Source organism: Sphingobacterium sp. GW821-FHT03E03 (assembly GCF_059420745.1).
This window is the reverse complement of the sequence record NZ_JBWKUH010000033.1, coordinates 15,919-33,354: the sequence shown is the minus strand read 5'-3', so window position 1 is coordinate 33,354 and position 17,436 is coordinate 15,919. Positions and strand designations below refer to the sequence as shown.

13 protein-coding genes are annotated in these 17,436 nt (G+C 40.2%); 3 read left to right on the top strand and 10 right to left on the bottom strand.

All coding sequences use genetic code 11. From position 1 onward, the window contains the following. Positions 1-142: 142 nt before the first annotated feature. The 4 genes from AC07UV_RS23245 to AC07UV_RS23230 all read right to left on the bottom strand — a co-directional run bounded on the left by AC07UV_RS23245 (position 143) and on the right by AC07UV_RS23230 (position 7,209). Positions 143-1,600, bottom strand: coding sequence for a SusD/RagB family nutrient-binding outer membrane lipoprotein (locus tag AC07UV_RS23245; RefSeq protein ID WP_495185470.1), 1,458 nt, complete (start codon positions 1,598-1,600; stop codon positions 143-145). Positions 1,601-1,604: 4 nt separating this feature from the next. Next, positions 1,605-4,796, bottom strand: coding sequence for a SusC/RagA family TonB-linked outer membrane protein (locus AC07UV_RS23240; protein ID WP_336044265.1), 3,192 nt, complete (start codon positions 4,794-4,796; stop codon positions 1,605-1,607). Positions 4,797-4,920: 124 nt separating this feature from the next. Continuing rightward, positions 4,921-5,976, bottom strand: coding sequence for a dipeptide epimerase (locus tag AC07UV_RS23235; protein ID WP_495185469.1), 1,056 nt, complete (start codon positions 5,974-5,976; stop codon positions 4,921-4,923). A 6-nt stretch (positions 5,977-5,982) separates the two neighbouring features. Beyond that, positions 5,983-7,209: a C40 family peptidase gene (locus tag AC07UV_RS23230; RefSeq protein WP_495185468.1), complete on the bottom strand. Its 1,227-nt coding sequence runs from the start codon at positions 7,207-7,209 to the stop codon at positions 5,983-5,985. Positions 7,210-7,745: 536 nt separating this feature from the next. Between AC07UV_RS23230 and AC07UV_RS23225 the strand changes: the two genes are divergently transcribed. Both AC07UV_RS23225 and msrA read left to right on the top strand, forming a co-directional pair. Then, on the top strand, positions 7,746-8,774 hold the full coding sequence (locus AC07UV_RS23225; protein WP_120259951.1) for a glycosylasparaginase: 1,029 nt from the start codon (positions 7,746-7,748) through the stop codon (positions 8,772-8,774). Positions 8,775-9,058: 284 nt separating this feature from the next. Further along, on the top strand, positions 9,059-9,574 hold the full coding sequence (gene msrA / locus AC07UV_RS23220) for a peptide-methionine (S)-S-oxide reductase MsrA (protein WP_282253366.1): 516 nt from the start codon (positions 9,059-9,061) through the stop codon (positions 9,572-9,574). A 192-nt stretch (positions 9,575-9,766) separates the two neighbouring features. Here the strand turns inward: msrA and AC07UV_RS23215 are convergent, their stop codons facing one another. The 5 genes from AC07UV_RS23215 to AC07UV_RS23195 form a co-directional block, all read right to left on the bottom strand. Beyond that, positions 9,767-12,499 (bottom strand): DNA gyrase/topoisomerase IV subunit A, encoded by a 2,733-nt coding sequence (locus AC07UV_RS23215; protein ID WP_495185467.1) that lies wholly within the window; start codon positions 12,497-12,499, stop codon positions 9,767-9,769. A 143-nt stretch (positions 12,500-12,642) separates the two neighbouring features. Beyond that, positions 12,643-13,191: a GNAT family N-acetyltransferase gene (locus AC07UV_RS23210; RefSeq protein WP_282253368.1), complete on the bottom strand. Its 549-nt coding sequence runs from the start codon at positions 13,189-13,191 to the stop codon at positions 12,643-12,645. Positions 13,192-13,218: 27 nt separating this feature from the next. Further along, entirely contained in the window at positions 13,219-13,896 is a 678-nt protein-coding gene (locus tag AC07UV_RS23205; protein ID WP_495185466.1) for an ABC transporter ATP-binding protein, read from the bottom strand. After that, a complete protein-coding gene (locus tag AC07UV_RS23200) occupies positions 13,893-14,807 on the bottom strand; it encodes a hypothetical protein (protein ID WP_495185465.1) in 915 nt (304 codons plus the stop codon). The genes AC07UV_RS23205 and AC07UV_RS23200 overlap by 4 nt, the downstream gene beginning before the upstream one ends. Before the next feature lie 39 nt (positions 14,808-14,846). After that, positions 14,847-16,010 (bottom strand): MFS transporter, encoded by a 1,164-nt coding sequence (locus AC07UV_RS23195; protein ID WP_495185464.1) that lies wholly within the window; start codon positions 16,008-16,010, stop codon positions 14,847-14,849. A gap of 262 nt (positions 16,011-16,272) precedes the next feature. Here AC07UV_RS23195 and AC07UV_RS23190 point away from each other — a divergent pair, with 262 nt between their 5' ends. Then, positions 16,273-16,656 carry a VOC family protein gene (locus tag AC07UV_RS23190; RefSeq protein WP_495185463.1) on the top strand — a complete coding sequence of 128 codons (384 nt, stop codon included), beginning with the start codon at positions 16,273-16,275 and terminating at the stop codon, positions 16,654-16,656. Between the two features lie 22 nt (positions 16,657-16,678). Here AC07UV_RS23190 and AC07UV_RS23185 read toward each other — a convergent pair whose 3' ends face one another. Further along, positions 16,679-17,428 carry a TrmH family RNA methyltransferase gene (locus AC07UV_RS23185; RefSeq protein WP_495185462.1) on the bottom strand — a complete coding sequence of 250 codons (750 nt, stop codon included), beginning with the start codon at positions 17,426-17,428 and terminating at the stop codon, positions 16,679-16,681. Positions 17,429-17,436 lie beyond the last annotated feature (8 nt).

Genomic DNA, 17,436 nt, shown 5'->3' with positions numbered 1-17,436 from the left:
AATTTGAGTTTTATCAACCAAGCTGACTGATAGGGGAGATTGTAATATAATAGCGTTGATTAAATACAAATGCCCCAAAAAGTATTTAATTTTTGAGGCATTTGTATTAGAATATATTTTCCGTTACGTGGAATAAATCATGCTATGGCTTATCCCACCATACTCTTGCATTAAGTCCGTCGGCACCACCGTATGGGAAAGCTGCAACAGCAGTATTATAGTTCACTGTATTATTTGATGCTTCCTGGGTAGGGTAGCCTTCTCTACGTGGAATCAGATTTCCATTGGCTCCTGCAGGTGCCATTAAAACAGGGAAACCCGTTCTTCTCCATTCTGACCAAGCCTCATAACCATTTAAGAAAAGATGGATCCAACGTTGCTCGGCAATCTGCTGTATAGCCGTAGCAGCCGTATATGCTACCGAGGGTTGGGTAATATATGCATCTATGGTGGAAGCAGAAGTCGCATTAGCTGTCCATGAATTAATAGACTCTCTGATCGCATTTTTGTAGTTGGTTTCTGCAACAGCATCACCACCATTTATCCATCCTAATTTCGCGGCCTCAGCCATTGCAAACAATACTTGGGGGTAAGTCACTAAGTTGACCGGAGAATTTTGTTGTCTAAGCTTGGCCCCCAACAATGATATTCCCGGAATATCACCAGAATTTCCTGCCGCTTTTCCATATTCTAAACCAACATATTCCCCTGCTTGATTCTTGTCACCATAGATCGGTAAACGCGGATCATTTTTAGGTTTCATATAATCTACTAGAGGCTTACTCAGTGCGAACCACTGACGTTCGAGACGCGTGAACGAATTATACCAGAAATTTTCATGATCCTTTTCCGCTAAATGTGGATAGGCAAAATTGTCCGCATTAGAGGTCATGACACCGTCTGCTAAAGCACTGGCAAATTCCTGTTTACCCCAAGTGGCATCCACTTTGGACAAACGGAGTGCCATAAGAAGGCGAATCGTATTACCGACTTTCTTCCATTTGCTCATGTTGCCATTGAAGATGATCTCATTTTTTAATGTAGCATTGGGATCTAGGGTGGAACTTGCCTCCTTTAGCTGTTTGAACAGGCTTGTGTAGATTTCTTTCTGCGTATCATATTTAGGAAGGCGACTCTGACTTCCCTTCAGCGCATCGCTATAAGGTAAATCTCCCCAACGATCGGTCATATGCAACATAAAATAAGACTCCAGAATATTAGCTAGCGCAATTTGGTTAGCCACACTACCCTCTGATTCACTTAATGTTCCATTTTTAGCTTTATCCTTTACTTCCTGAATATTTTTTAACGGGCCCTTATACCAACTTTCAAAATTTAAATTGGTTGATATATACCTAGAGTTGTCTGTATATGTCGTTAACGATAAATATTGAGGGTAATGTACCCCCATCTGATTAGCCGTATTGGCACTCGTCCCTGATAGAAAGAACTCTGCATTGGCTAATAATTGCATGCCTGTTGCAGTGGAAGGATTATTCGGGTCTATATCATATGAATCGTCAAATTTTTTACTGCACGACACCGTCGTCGTTATAATAGCAAAAACGAGGGTATATTTTAATAATGATAACTGTTTCATGATTTTAGAATTTAAAGCTTAGGTTTACCCCGTAAGAACGTACTGTTTGCAATTCCCCTTTCTCGATCCAACTGATGGATGCACTTCCCATAGAAAGTTCGGAAGGATCAATTCCTTTCGGTGCTTTTTGCCAGATCATCCATGGGTTTCTCGCAATAGCAGCAATACGGATAGATTTAAATGGTGTTTTCTTTAATGTATTTTCAGAAAATGTATACCCTAGACTTACTTCTCTCAATTTTATATAGGAGGCATTGAATAACCATTCTTCGTAAAATTTAGTTCCGATCTGGTTTCTAAAATAGCTTCTTGCATCGACAAATGCATTGACAGCTTCCCCCGTAGCTTGCGAAATACCCGAAATTTCGTACCCACCACCGTCAGCTAATGGATCGCGTACATTTTTGCCATTGCTATTCATTGCAGCAGTCTCTTCTGCCTGTCCGGATTTTACAGCGAGCATTTTAGACCAGCTAAAAAATTTGCCCCCAGATTGGAAGTCTATCATGGCATTAAAATCGATGTTTTTATATCGGATTGAGTTTAAGAATCCACCCGTAAAATTGGGGAGAACAGAACCGAAATCTTTGTTCAGTTCCTGTATCGGCATGTTATTGGCATCCAATAAAATTTTTCCTGTTGCTTGATCGCGCAAATAGCCCGGCCCTATTAAAGTACCAAATGCTTTTCCCCTGTCTGCTCTTAAATAAACTGTTTGACTAGAATAAGTGTTTAAATCCAACTGGTAAGAATTAATATTGTCGATCAATTCGTGGATTTTACTGTTGTTTCTTGCAAAATTCAAGGTCGTATTCCAGGTGAAGTTAGCTGATTTCACAGGTGTTCCAGAAAGCGATATTTCGATACCGTTGTTCTCAATATCTCCGGCATTCACAAATTCAGATTCATATCCGGTAGCTGATGACTGTGATAGATCAATAACTTGTTTTTTATTACGTTGTTGGTAATAAGTGAAATCAAGTCCTAAGCGATCATTGAAAAATTTGAGGTCTGTACCGATCTCAAAAGTATGGGCAAAAGATGGTTCCAGATTCGCATTTTTTAGTTTATCCGGGACAGATACGGTTGTAATTGTACCTGTACTGGTTTTGTAGGCCGTCCCCATTTGATAGTTTAAAAGTGCAGAATAAGGATCAACATCAGAGCCCGCAATCGCATAGGAAGCTCTCAATTTACCAAAAGATAGTACTTTGGAATCGAATAGTTCGCTAAATAGGAAAGATCCAGAAACCGATGGATAAACATAAGAATTGTTGTTTTTAGGCAATGCTGATGATACGTCCTGACGAATTGATGCATCAATAAAGTAGATATCCTTATAACCGACAGAGGCCATTGCATACAGTGACCGGATTTGTTTTTTCAATTTATAGGAAGTTGTTTCCGGACGGTCAATAGATGCCGCAATATTATAAAATCCCCTCGTTGCCAAGCCGCCAACAGTAGCTTGCGAAACATAAGAATAGTCGCGGGTATAAATATTGGTACCTAAATTAGCATTTAGCGAAAAATCATTCCACTTGTTGTTGTACTCTGCTAAAAACTCATAATTGCTCTCATCATTTTGATATTTTCCTACAGAAAATGCTTCATCTAAACGACCCCCAAATGCGGTTCTACTGCTGAGGTTTTGCGTAAAGAAATCTTTTCTTACAAAACCTGAAACCTTTAGATTGTCAAAAATTTTATAGGATACGTTAACATCTCCAAATACCCGATCGCGCGAGTCATTATTTAGATTTTCGTAAGCGTCAAAAAATGGATTGTTCCAGTCAGAGGGTTTGTTATTTGTAATTATTCCTGTAGATGTATTCGGATTTACGTTCCAGTTTAATATCGTCCCATCCGCATATTTATAGTTACGGAGTCTATTAATATCAATGTTGCGTTGAAACCATTGTGTAGCACCTGTGAATGATCCCTGATAGCCTTGTACAGGTCTTTGTCCATTATTGTTTGCGTAATTGATATTAGCACCAACAACCAGTTTAGATGTGATGTCCAATGTTCCATTTAAGCCAAAATTATTTCTCTTTAAAGAAGTATTGGGGATAACACCTTTGATATAAGTATTATTATAGCTAAAGCGGATTGCGGCATTTTCATTACCGCCGGCAATGGTCAGCCCATTGTTTGTTGTAAATCCCGTATTATAGAAATCCTGTATGTTATTAGGTTGGGGTGAAAAAGGAGTGGTTTTGCCAAAGTCGGCATCTTGGGGATAAAAGCTATAAAACATGCGAACGGGAGTTCCGTCCATTTTTGGCCCCCAAGATTCGTCGTTACCATTGACATAGTACTCTCCAGAAGCTAATTTCAGGAAGGTTTGATTATTACCGACACCATAAGTGTTTTGTAGCGGCATAAAGTTGCCTGTTTTCTCCCAGGAAGTAGCAGAGTTAAATCCTATGTCAATTTTTTTAGGCCCCTTTTTTCCTTTTTTTGTTGTAATCATGATTACACCATATTGTCCCCGCATACCATATAGCGCAGAAGCAGTAGGGCCTTTCAGGACATTGATTGTTTCGATATCTTCAGGATTGATATCCTGTCCAACGTTTCCAAGGTCTACACCATTACCTGTTGAACTACTGAAATTCGAATTTGAGATCGGTGTGCCATCGATGACCATAAGCGGTTGGCCTCCACCTGTAACTGAGTTAACACCGCGGATCTTGATTTTTTGTGTTCCACCCAAATTTGCGCCAGAAGATCCCGTTACTTGTGCACCAGCAACTTTTCCTGCTAAGGAACCTAGTACATTTGTTTCTTTTGTAAATGTTAAATCATCTCCTTTGACTTGTTGTGCAGAATAACCAATGGATTTTTGGGACCGTTTGATCCCTAATGCTGTTACAACCACTTCATCTAAAGCCTGTTCGTTGCCGACGAGTGTAACGCTGATCGTTTTCCGGCCATTGACCTGAACCTCCTGCGCATTATAGCCAACAGCAGATAGGAGTAGTGTGGCATTCGAATTTGCATTGAGTGTGAATAAGCCTTGTTCGTTGGTAGATGTTCCTTGGCTGGATCCTTTGACATTTATGGTAACTCCACTGATGGGATTTCCATTGCTGTCGGTGATTTTTCCAGCAATCTGAATCTGTTGCGCGTATAGTGACTGCATCGAACTACAGGCTATGAGACACAACGTTGTGAGCACATGTTGTTTCATAAAGTGTGAATTGATTAATTTAGTTTGTTAATATCTTGGTAAAATTGGCTATTGGTTATAACTCCGATAGCGATTCAATGCAATGTTTTTCTTTAAGACAAAAAACATTGCATTGAATATAATGTTATTTTCTTAAAATTCCAATTCCAGGACGGTTCGGCAAGAAGCAGTTTCCGTTGATCACTGTCATTCCGTCGTAGATATCATTATCGATCAGTAGTGCCCCATCTAGATCTGCCCAGTCGGTCAATGGTGCTAATTGTGCCGCAGCGCTGATAGCGCATGAGGTTTCAGTCATGCAACCAATCATTACTTTCATTTCGAGAGAACGTGCAAGTTCGGCCATTCGTTTGGCTTCACGCATGCCTGTACATTTCATCAGTTTGATGTTGATACCACTGTAAACTCCTTTTAGTGCAGGCACATCAACTAACCGTTGACAACCTTCATCCGCAATTGTTGGGATTGGACTATGTTCAGTCAGCCAGGCATTATCATCGACCTGTTCTTTGGGCATGGGTTGTTCAAGGAAAGAAACATTTCGCTCAGCGAGCCAATGTGCCATTTCCAATGCTTCTTCCTGCGTTTTCCAACCCTGATTGACATCTGCACATAAGGGACGGTCAGTGACCTGACGAATGGTCTCAATGATCATCTTATCGGTATCCAGTCCCAATTTTACTTTTAGGATCTTAAATTGATCCGCTTCAGCAACCTTTTTACGGATCATATCCTCCGTATCGATGCCGATGGTGTAGGACGTCGGTGGGATAAGATCGGGGTTTAATCCCCAGATTTTATAAAACGGCTGGCCCATAATCTTACCAAGTACATCGTGCAATGCGATGTCAATGGCTGCTTTTGCTGCGGTATTTTTTGTTGCTACTTGATCTATATAGTGTAAGATCTCTTCGGTTTGGAAAGGGGAGTTGAATGCTGATAGATCAATTTGATTTAAAAAAGCGATAACACTTTCCTGTGATTCACCAAGGTATGGTGGCATGCTGGCCTCACCATAACCTACAATACCATCGTACTCCAGTTCGGTCAATACAACGGGTGTTGTACTTCGGCTGTAGGAAGCAACGGTGAAAACATGCCGCAATGTTAACGTATATGGACGGAACCGTAATTTAAAAAAGCCAAAGTCTTTGCTGATCCATTCAGATTGGTTGCTCATCTTGATTTATTTATTGATATAATAATTGTTTTCAGCGATTTTTTGAATTGCACTATCCTTGGCTCCAAGGTAACGGCGGGCTGCTACCACAGTACGTGTTTGGAAGTCGTCGTAATCTGGCGAATCTTTTAGCATACTGTTTATACGGACCAATCCTGCAGCGTGAATAAAGGTACCATTACCAATATAAAGGGCTACATGGGTTACCCGAGCGTTGGGATTACTATTTTTACCTGCAGCAAAGAACAGTAAATCTGCAGGTTTAAGGTTTTTGAGCGCTTTGCTCGCATCGAAATGCCCCTCATTGTCTAGAATGTCTATCTTCTCGCCGGCCAGTACCTGTTGCGATGCATCTCTGGGTATAACAAAACCATTCATAAAGAAACTTGTTTTGGTAAAACCACTGCAATCGACTCCTTTAACGGATGTTCCACCCCATAAGTAAGGTAGTCCCAACATCGTTTTTGCGCTAGCGATAATATTGTCGGCGGTAGGGGTACGTGTATCCAACCAGTTTTTTAAGGTTAGACTTTCAGATTTCTTGATATATCCTTTTCGGCCATCGGGGTAAGCAATCGTATAAAAGTTGCCTTTCTGCCCTGTTAATCTTAAGATGTCGCCATAAACTAAATCCGATATTCGCTGGCTCTTCTCATCGGCTTCGGAATAGGATTTGCCAAATTCATTTGTGTAGATCAGCTTGTCCGCTTGCCTCCAGCTGTCAATTTCAGTTTTATCCATTACAGCTATCGAGGAGCTAGGCACCCATGCGATATACCCGTCGGGTGTCCGTACACGGTATTCACCACTTTTTTTCTGCAATAAATCTACTTGTGTACCCAGTAAGACCTGACTTGTCAATTCTGCAGCATTATTCGGATCGGTACGCATGTTGGCAACCGAAAGTCTGATGACGCCGATAGTTTTACCTTCGACACTTGCGTCAGGTAATAGTTGGATTTGGATATTAGCGGATATCTCTTTCGCTTTTTGTTCAAGTACGAACTTCGCATCTTTTTCGGTTGTCTCGAGGATATATTGATTTTGTGGGATATCCGCTTTTTGAATAGCCACAATTTTCGTTCTGCGATCTGGTGCAAATTCACGTTTTACGTTTTCTTGCAATTCTTTGATTTTGAAATATGTTGTGGAATCTACCTGCTGTGCATGGCCATGACTTGTGCCAATAAGACTTGCACATGCTAAAATGGCGAATTTTAGTGTGTTTTTCATGCTGATTAGTTTGTTCCTAAAGATAGGATTAATTCACAATATAAATCAATGTTTATTGTCGATTTTTAAGTGATTTGAATGTTGTGTTGCTAAAAAACGAATCTTTAGGCTTAATTTTAATTAATTTGTCTATTTGCTAAAACCATTTTGTATTATTGCTTATTGATAGCGAAATCAGTTTCTTTTTTGATGACTCTCTGTCTGAAGATAAGTAGGTGAGCGATGGAAGTGCTTTTTGGATCCAATACGCGTACTAAAAAAAGAATATTGTCAAGTTTTTGATAATTTCGGGTTCGGTTGATAATAGGGTAAAAAAAGAAGATATTCTTGTTCCCGATTTCGTTGGATTGCAAGCGTAATTGTGCGGTTTTATCATGCAATTGTTACGATGATCCAATAGGAGGTAGGAGCATCTTAGAATCAATCGTTATGGATGCATTATTCTGCTTATGAGAATCAGAAAATAGTATATCCATGTTTGGACGGTAGGACGCTACTCAAATAAAATGGGGTGTTAAAAGATAAATAATTTACATATGAGTTCTAGACGTAATTTTATTAAGCAAGGTTTTATGGCTGCTACGGCTATAGGTACCTTGAGTGCATTCGATACAAAAGGGTTGACGATTGCATCTAGTGTCAAGGTGAAGAAATATCCTATCGTGATATCGACATGGGATTTTGGGATAGCGGCAAATAAAGCAGCATGGGAGATCTTATCGAAAGGTGGGAAAGCTCTTGACGCTGTCGAGCAGGGTGTACGTGTACCCGAAGCGGATTTGAAGAATATGACTGTAGGTAAAGGGGGGTATCCGGATCGTGATGGACATGTGACCCTAGATGCCTGTATTATGGATGCTGATGGTAATTGTGGCGCTGTGGCTGGTATGGAAAAAATTGGTCATCCGATCTCCGTGGCCCGTCTGGTGATGGAGAAAACACCGCATGTCATGCTTGTTGGTGAAGGTGCATTGCAATTTGCATTGGAAAATGGTTTTCAAGAAGAGAATTTATTGACGCCAGAAGGGGAGAAAGCTTGGAAAGAATGGTTAAAGGAGAAGAAATACAAACCTGTCGTTAATATTGAAAATAAAACTTTTGCTGCGGAGCGCTTACCCGGCAATCAATACAATCACGATACAATTGGTATGTTAGCCTTGGATGCCAACGGAAATATCTCTGGGGCCTGTACGACCAGCGGAATGGCATTTAAGATGCATGGCCGGGTAGGAGATAGTCCGATTATCGGAGCTGGACTCTATGTGGATAATGAAGTTGGTGGGGCTACTTCGACCGGTGTCGGTGAAGAGGTTATTCGAAATGTTGGTAGCTTTTTGGTAGTCGAATTAATGCGCCAGGGTTATTCGCCTGAAGATGCCTGCAAGGAAGCCGTGATGCGTATTGTGAAGAAAAAGCCCGCAATTGCCAAAGAGATACAAGTTGGATTTCTGGCGATCAATAAAAAAGGGGAGTATGGAGCTTATGCATTGCAAGAGGGATTCTCTTACGCCGTTTGCGACAGCAAACAGCAGGATCTATTGATCAAAGGAAAACACTATTATTAGTATTTAGATGAGATAGGAGATTTGAGACAAAGGATCAGGGACTGGAAAAAATATGACAGCAAGTATGCCAAGGGCTTATAAAAGCAAAGTCTAAATACTTACTACTCACTACTCACTACGCACTATTAATTATAGAATACAGGTTTAGATAGAAGTATTAAATTTATTATTGATTATCTTTGTATAAGCGACGTTAGCGTGAGAAAAATGAGATAACAAGTATGCCAAGGGCTTAAAAATCAAAGGCTAAATACTCAATACTCATTACTAAATACTATAAAAATATGAAAGCAACATTTGGAGGTGGATGTTTTTGGTGTACGGAAGTGATTTTCCAGAATACCGAGGGAGTGACATCCGTATTGCCTGGGTATATGGGAGGTCATATAGACCATCCTACTTATGAGCAGGTCTGTACAGGTACAACCGATCACGTAGAAGTGGTGGAGTTGGAGTATGATGATGAGTTGGTCAATTATGAGGATCTGTTGAAAATTTTCTTTAAGACACATAATCCGACAACATTGAACCGTCAGGGTAATGATGTGGGTACGCAGTATCGTTCTGTGGTCTTCTATCATAATGAAGAACAGGAGATCCTAGCGAAAAACTTTATTGATGAATTGGAAAACGAGGATATCTATGAAGATCCAATTGTAACAGCGGTAGAACCGGCATCTACATTTTGGCTTGCTGAAAATTATCATCATAATTATTTTAATGATCATCCTGAGAACCCATTTTGTTCAGTGGTCATTGCGCCGAAACTTCAAAAATTCCTAAAAGAATTTAAAGCCTAAGAGCTTTATATAGGAGCTTTGTGTCAAGCACAGCGAATTGATGGTGGACTGTTTATTAGTGGGAGAGGAGGATTGAAACAAGGCCTTGGTGACCTTTCTTTGAGAACTACCTGCGATCAATAATAATATAAAAAGGCTCGAATATCATATTCGAGCCTTTTCTTTATGCGGATTACTTATTGAAAAATGCTGTTAAAACATTTCCATTTGTCCTTTGTCATCAATTTGGATGTCGTCAGGATTAGTGATCTCTAATTTGATGTCATCTTCTTTTTTGTCATTGGATGCATCTGTTGCTGTTTCAGCTGTTGAAACCTCCGCCTTTGTCTCATCGGATTTTGTTTCTTCATCTACAGAAGCTACTTCTGTTTTTTTCTTTCCTTTCTCACTGAGATCCTCATCTACTGTAATTAAGGCTACAGATTTTACGGTATGGAAGGAAAGACGATTACCTTGCGCCTTTATGCCTTTGACATCAATGATTTCAGTCAATGGTTGTTCCAGCGTTTCCTCCGTTTGAGATTTGCCTTTTAGAATATCTAATTTGACTGTAGGTTCAGCCGCATTGCTCATTAGAACTAGTTTTGAACCGGGTTCTTCATTGATAAACGAAATGCGTTTACCAATAGGTTGGTCATCAAATTTAAAACGTTTGACGAAATAGGTGCCGCTCTTACCATCTTGATGTACTACGGTATAAACATGTTCCGGATAGAATTTCTCAATACGGATCATTTTCTCATCAAAGTGGTTGCTCAGGTCGAAGTTCGATAACTCGTAGCTGCCATCAGAAAGTACAACCAATATTTTATCATCACCATCAAATTCGCCTAAATATTGGCCACGTTCATCCGCATTTAAGCGTTTCATAATGGCGTCGTACCAAATTTTTCGTCCTGCGAGTGTTGAAATACCTGAGCTTTTGAAAGCGATTTTCTTGACCGGGTATTTGGAGACAATATTTCCTTGGGATGCACGACCTTTAATGGCAATTTCAGCGAAATCCATATCGAAATTCAATTTTCGTAATTTCGTGTGCGGTTTGAGCTGTATATTGACAACTTCTGCTTCGCCGTTTGGATTAGCAGTGAAATATAAAACTTTAGATCCTTTAGATCCTTTGGATACGTCGTATTCCTTGTCGCGCGTAACGCCAACAACAGAAAAACGTTTGATATAACTTGTACCAGTTTCGCCTTCTTTATAGATGGCATTATATATGGTACGTTCGTCACCTTTTTTGAAGACCGCCACATGAATAATCCCTTTTCCAACAAATACTTTGTCTTGGATTTTGCTGACGACATATTTGCCATCTTCGCGGAATACAATGATATCGTCTATATCCGAGCAATCGCATACGAACTCATCTTTCTTCATTCCTGAACCGATGAAACCTTCTTCACGATTGACATATAGTTTGGCGTTAGCTAATGCAACTTGCGTTGCCTCAACCTTATCAAAGATGCGTAATTCTGTTTTGCGCTCACGATCTTTGCTGTATTTTTCACGCAGTTTTTCATGCCAGGCAATAGCATATTCGGTCAACTGACGCAAATGACGCTTAACTTCTTTAATTTCATTTTCAAGCGTCTTCATCGTTTCGTCTGATTTTTTTACATCGAAACGTGTAATGCTGCTCATCGGTTTATCGATCAATTTCTTATAGTCCTCAGGAAGAATTTCACGATAAAACTGATCAAAGAATGGCTCAAACAAGCGATTTAAAACCTGTACTACTGTATCAAAGTCACCGGCATTTTCATAATCGGCATGCTTGTACATCCCTTCTTGGATGAATATCTTTAATAAACTATTGAAGAATATTTTTTCCTGGAGGTCGTTTAAACGAATCTCTAGTTCTAACTTCAATAGATTTTTAGTGTTTTTGGTGTTCTCAATCAAGATATCATTGACACTCATAAAATGAGGTTTCTCATCCTTGATGACACAGGTGTTGGGTGAAATGGAAACCTCACAGGCTGTGAATGCATACAGTGCATCGATCGTAACATCAGGGGATATTCCCGGTGCTAAATGCACGATGATTTCAACATTTCCAGCGGTGTTGTCTTCGATTTTCTTGATTTTGATTTTACCTTTTTCATTCGCGGTGACAACACTTTCGATAAGCCCACCAGTGGTGGTACCGAAAGGAATCTCAGTAATTGCCAAAGTCTTTTTATCTCGCTCCTCGATTTTAGCGCGCACACGGATCTTTCCGCCACGTTGACCTTCGTTATAGTTGGACACATCAGCCATACCACCTGTGGGAAAATCGGGAAGAATATTTGGGCGTTCGCCGTTCAGTACCTGAATTGAGCCATCAATGAGTTCAATAAAGTTGTGTGGCATAATCTTGGTCGCTAAACCTACAGCAATACCCTCTGCTCCCTGTGCCAAAAGCAACGGGAATTTAACCGGTAAAGTGACCGGCTCACGGTTACGTCCATCGTAACTCTGCTGCCATTCCGTCGTTTCGGGATTGAAGACAACTTCATTCGCAAATTTAGAAAGTCGTCCCTCAATATAACGTGGTGCTGCCGCCGAATCACCAGTAATGGGGAAACCCCAGTTACCTTGGCAGTCAATCAATAGATCTTTTTGTCCCAGTTGTACCATGGCATCTCCAATGGAAGCATCTCCATGGGGGTGGTACTTCATGGTATTACCAATGACATTGGCAGCCTTATTATATCGTCCATCATCCATTTCCTTTAGGGAATGGAGAATACGACGTTGCACGGGTTTCAAGCCGTCATTTATATGGGGTACAGCTCTATCCAAGATCACATAGGACGCATAATCCAAAAACCAGTTTTCGTACAGTCCAGATAAAGGTATTGTCTGACTTCCGCCCTCTGTTTTTCCTGATCCTAATTCTTCTTGATTATCTTCCGTTGGGAAGTTTGTTTCGTCACTCATTTACTCAGCAATAGATTAAATTGTACAATACAGAAATGTTCAAAATTTTATTTTATTCGAACGTGTAAAAATACAAAACCATTTTGTTTTATCCCAGTGAAACTATGAAAAGTTAAAAAAATTAGTTTTTAAAGCTAACATAATTAGTTTGATCTGTTCTGTTCAATCAGGTCATACCAAAAACAACGGATATCCCAATGGTCAAAATGAAACTCTTCGGTGACCTGAAAACCCACTTTTTCCAATACATGTCGTGATCCTTTGTTTTCGGTATGGGTGATGGCATGAAGTTCGAAATGAGTCAGATGCTCATGATAATACTGCATACAGGCTAATGCCGCTTCAGTAGCATATCCTTTGCCCCAGGATTCTAGCCTGAAACGATAGCCGAGATCCAGAAATCCGATACGTCCATTCTCCAATTCATCAATATATTTAAATCCTGTCCAACCGATCCATTGATTGCTAGATTTTTCAATGACTCCCAGCCGGCCAATACCATATTTTTCATATTGTTGCTGAATGAGAGCAATCACTTTTTCCATTTCTTCAATGGATTGAACTGGCTCTTTATTGAGAAAGGTATGTACATCAGTCTGCGAATCCATTGCAAAAAAATAGTCCTTATCGTCCATGTTTATCGGACGGATGATTAGACGTTCGGTTTCTAATGTCGGCAGGTATTTTTCCATCTTACACGTTTAAGGTTTTACTGGGGCTTAAAGCCACAGTTTATCGATATCTTTTTTTAATATTTTTTCCTTCATTTCTTCTTCAAAATCACCAAAATGTTCTTTTTTGACAGATTTACTGATCCGACCTTCTTCGAGTACCAAGATCTCATCACAGGTATCTTTTAATGTGGAAAATATATGCGATGAGATCAAGATGGTTTTGTTCATGGCTTTTAGGCGCAGTATAATTTCGGTTAGGATAATACTGCTTTGTAGATCTATTCCGTTAAAAGGTTCATCCAGAATGTAAAAACTGTTGTCCTGGAGCAGGGTTGCAGTTAGTGCCAGTTTCTTTTTCATCCCCGTAGAATAGGAACTTGCATACTCTTTTAATGGTAGTTCGAAGATATTTCTGTCATCGAGGTTTTTAATACTTTTCCCACGGGCGTCAGTAAGGAGGTAGATATACTCTTCGCCCGTCAGTTTTGACAAGAAATAGGGATCTGATGTCAGGTAGCCCAGATGGTTCTTAAGTGGTCGTAGGTTTGCACTGATTTTTCCTGAGGCTGTTTCCAAACCTGCTATACAACGAAATAATGTTGTTTTTCCAGCACCGTTTTCGCCTACGATACCGTAGACCTTTCCATCCTCAAAAGTAAAGGTGACCTCATGCAAGACCTGATGCTGGCCAAAGGATTTACTGATATGAATAAGTTCGATCATAAATAGTTCTTTAAATTTTTGATGGCTTTAAAGTAATAGAATGGTAATAGTGCTAATATCAGCGGATAGAAGCTGAAACATAATGCCAGTGCAAAGCCCTCCGGAAAATTGATCTCTCGCGGATAAGCGACATATTTTAATGTAATAGCAAAAGGGAGCAGGAATAGTATACCACCCAAAACAATTAATGCGTTAAACCATCCAGATGAAAAGATAAAGGCGTATGTCAAGAGGAGTGGGAGGGTAAATAAAAGGCATTGCAATACTCCACGTCTAAATTTCCCCAGGAGAAATCTGGAGGGCGTTTCTCGGCTGTTCCAAAGATAAAATATAGGTTCTGGTAACTGATAATAAAACATAGAGGTCAGTGCTATAGCAGCTATACAAAATAGAACGAGGTTAGGGTTCGTTACATAGAAACCGATTGCTGCCAGAAAATATAAAACGAGAATCAGCAGGTAGCTCTTACGGAACCCGATAATAAATTCAAAAGGTTTCTTTGCGAATGGAGTTGGGACGGATTTACCAAAAGTTTTAAAAACCAGAAAAGCAAATATAACAGCCAGCACAATTAGCGCGACGTTATATAGCCATAGTCCTCGAAATATAAAAATAGCAATGGTTGGTAAAATCACAATGCCATTTTCCAGTAGTCTGATCGTGTAAAAATCCTTTTTACTAAAGGTATTTTTTAGAAAATCGTTCCTATTTTTTTCGGTCAGGAGAAAGAGTAGCTGGAAGTTGCTCAGCAGTAAGGCATAGCTCCCAAAAACAGGATACTGGAGCAAAAGGTAATAGGCAAGATAACAGACCCCCAGTAACAAAAGTGGCGCAATCGCTATGGGAAGGCCGGTCGCCTTAAAATGGCGTGTCAACAATTTATATTGAAGCTTTAAATAATTGTTTATCATTTGCTATCTGTTTATAAATAGTCATACCTATATCAAAAACTAAGATTTTCTTTGCCAATTTAGCATATAGAGTAAAGCGATCACTAGTACCACGGCATTTGCATACATAATTTGCGGAATGCGGAGGATGACATCAGCATAATATAATCCAGCGAGGAGCGCCCCAAGACCAATTCCCGCTTCGAGCGAAATATACATGGTTGCGACCGCTTTGCCGCGATGTTCAGGGATACTCAGGTCAATAGTCCAGGCATTAACTGCGGGGGATAATATACCCGTGCCAATACCGTAGATGCTCGCTCCAATCATCATACCGATAAAGCTATCCCCAAAACCAATCACCACCAAAGCAACGGCAATAATCACTATGCCTGTAATAATAACTTTTGGCCTTCCATAGCGATCGGAAACCTTTCCTGAAACAAAGCGTATCATGACGGATGCGATCGTAAATGCCAGGAAAAAAAGGCCTTTATTTTTAAGTCCTAGGTGTTCACTCCAATCTGGTATAAGGGTCAGGATTACACCGTATGCCGTATAGGATAGAAATGTAACTATTCCAGCAGGAAGTGCACGCCATTCGATGATATCCTTTCGGTCTATTTTGAGCATGGAAAGATTAAATTTTTCCTTTTTAACCAAAGTTTCTTTCATATTGATGACAATTAGGATTGATAATAATGCCATGAAGGAAGAGGAGTAGAACATAACATTAATCCCAAACGCGTCAAAAATTGCGCTCCCTATTGCTGGGCCTACTGCCGTGCCAATACTGAATGCAAGACCATGCATTCCCAAGGCTTCGCCCCATCTTTTTTGGGGAACAAGGTCAGCAACATAAGCTGAGGTGGAGGTAGGTTTAAAACCGGTAGAGAAACCGTGGATCAACCGCAGAAACAGAAAACCAGCGACGGAAGTTAAGATCGGATAAAGAAAACCACAAATAAAACAGACGATGGATCCGATAGCCATGACGGGTACACGGCCCCAACGGTCGGTCAGCTTACCACTGAAAGGTCTTGAAATTCCGGCAGTCAATGTAAATAGTGCGATGATCAGCCCCTTGTATTCCGCTCCACCCAAACTACTCAAGTAATTAGGGAGCTCTGGAATAATCATATTGAAACTAGATGAAAATAGGAGTGAGCTCAGGCAGAGTAAAATAAATTGAAGCGTATAGATGGATTTCTGTTCAGATGGCATTTTAAAACAATTGTCGTGCATGAATAATTCCTCAAGTATGCGGTACCGTGGAAGATACCTGTACTTTTTGAAGAGTAGTTCAAATGTACAGCTTTTGAAACGATTAAACTTTTTCTTTTGTTCGAAATTTTTAAAAACCTTCAATGATAACATAAAAATAATCCTCCAGAAATCCAGTTGAGGCAAATTTGTATATTTGGTCTTCGCTAGTGATGGAAACCTCTTTTATTGGCCGAACTTTAAGAAAACTCCAATTAATCGTATGTCAAAAGAAACAAGAAATCCAGGGGTCTATTTTGAGATTCCCGTACTGAATATGGACCGCGCTGCTCGTTTTTACAGCGCGCTATTTTCCTTCTCCTTTGATCAGGAAGAGTTTGATGGAATTCAGATGGCTTATTTCCCTTTTGAGGAAAAGCTATCGGGGATTACTGGTGCGCTGGCCAAAGGAGAAATTTATCAGCCTATGCATCAGGGGATACTGCTTTATTTGCATACCGAAGATCTGGAAGAGACTTTAAGAAAAGCAGAAAACACGGGTGCAAAGGTATTATACCCTGCGACCTTTCATAAAGATCTAGGCTTTGCAGTCGCTGAGATTGAAGACTCCGAAGGAAACCGGATCGGACTTCATCAAAGGTTATAGGGCTCCTTTGAAAATAAATTCGTTAAACCAGTTGTTGTCGGGCAACCTCACTGCAAAATATCGTTGTTGCCACGGCAACATTCAGCGATTCCGCTTGGCCGATGCGGGGGATGGTCACCGCTTGATCTATTAAGACTATTACTTCTGCACTGATGCCATTGCCTTCATTTCCCATGACAATCAACCCTTCTGAACTCCATTTGGTCTGGTAAATGGATTGCCCATTGAGCAGTGCGCCATAGACCGGTAGGTCTGTTGAAGAGATAAATTCATGCAGGTCTACATAATGAACCTGTATTCTTGCCAATGAGCCCATTGTCGCCTGCACAACTTTTGGATTATAAGCGTCTACTGTGCCAATAGAGCAAATGATATGTTTGATCCCAAACCATTCCGCTGTGCGAATGATGGTTCCCAAATTACCCGGATCTTGTACATCATCCAATACGATATTGTAGCAATTTCTTAGATCACTTACTTCGATCTGTTGTTGTTTCGGAAGCTTGACCAGGGCAAGGACACCCTGAGGAGATTTTAGGGTACTAATCTTTTGGAATTCAGTCTCCGTCAGTTCATGGGATTTTATATTATGCGAGATTTTACCCACTTTTGTGTTTGCGTCGTCTGTATAGAAAATAGACTCAACCTGGTAGCTCGATGAGATAAATTCCTTGACGGATTTTATGCCCTCAACGATAAATAAGCCATGTTGTTTTCTATACTTTTTGTTTTGTAGAGACGTTATTAGACTGATTTGCGCTTTTGACAACATTTTTATTG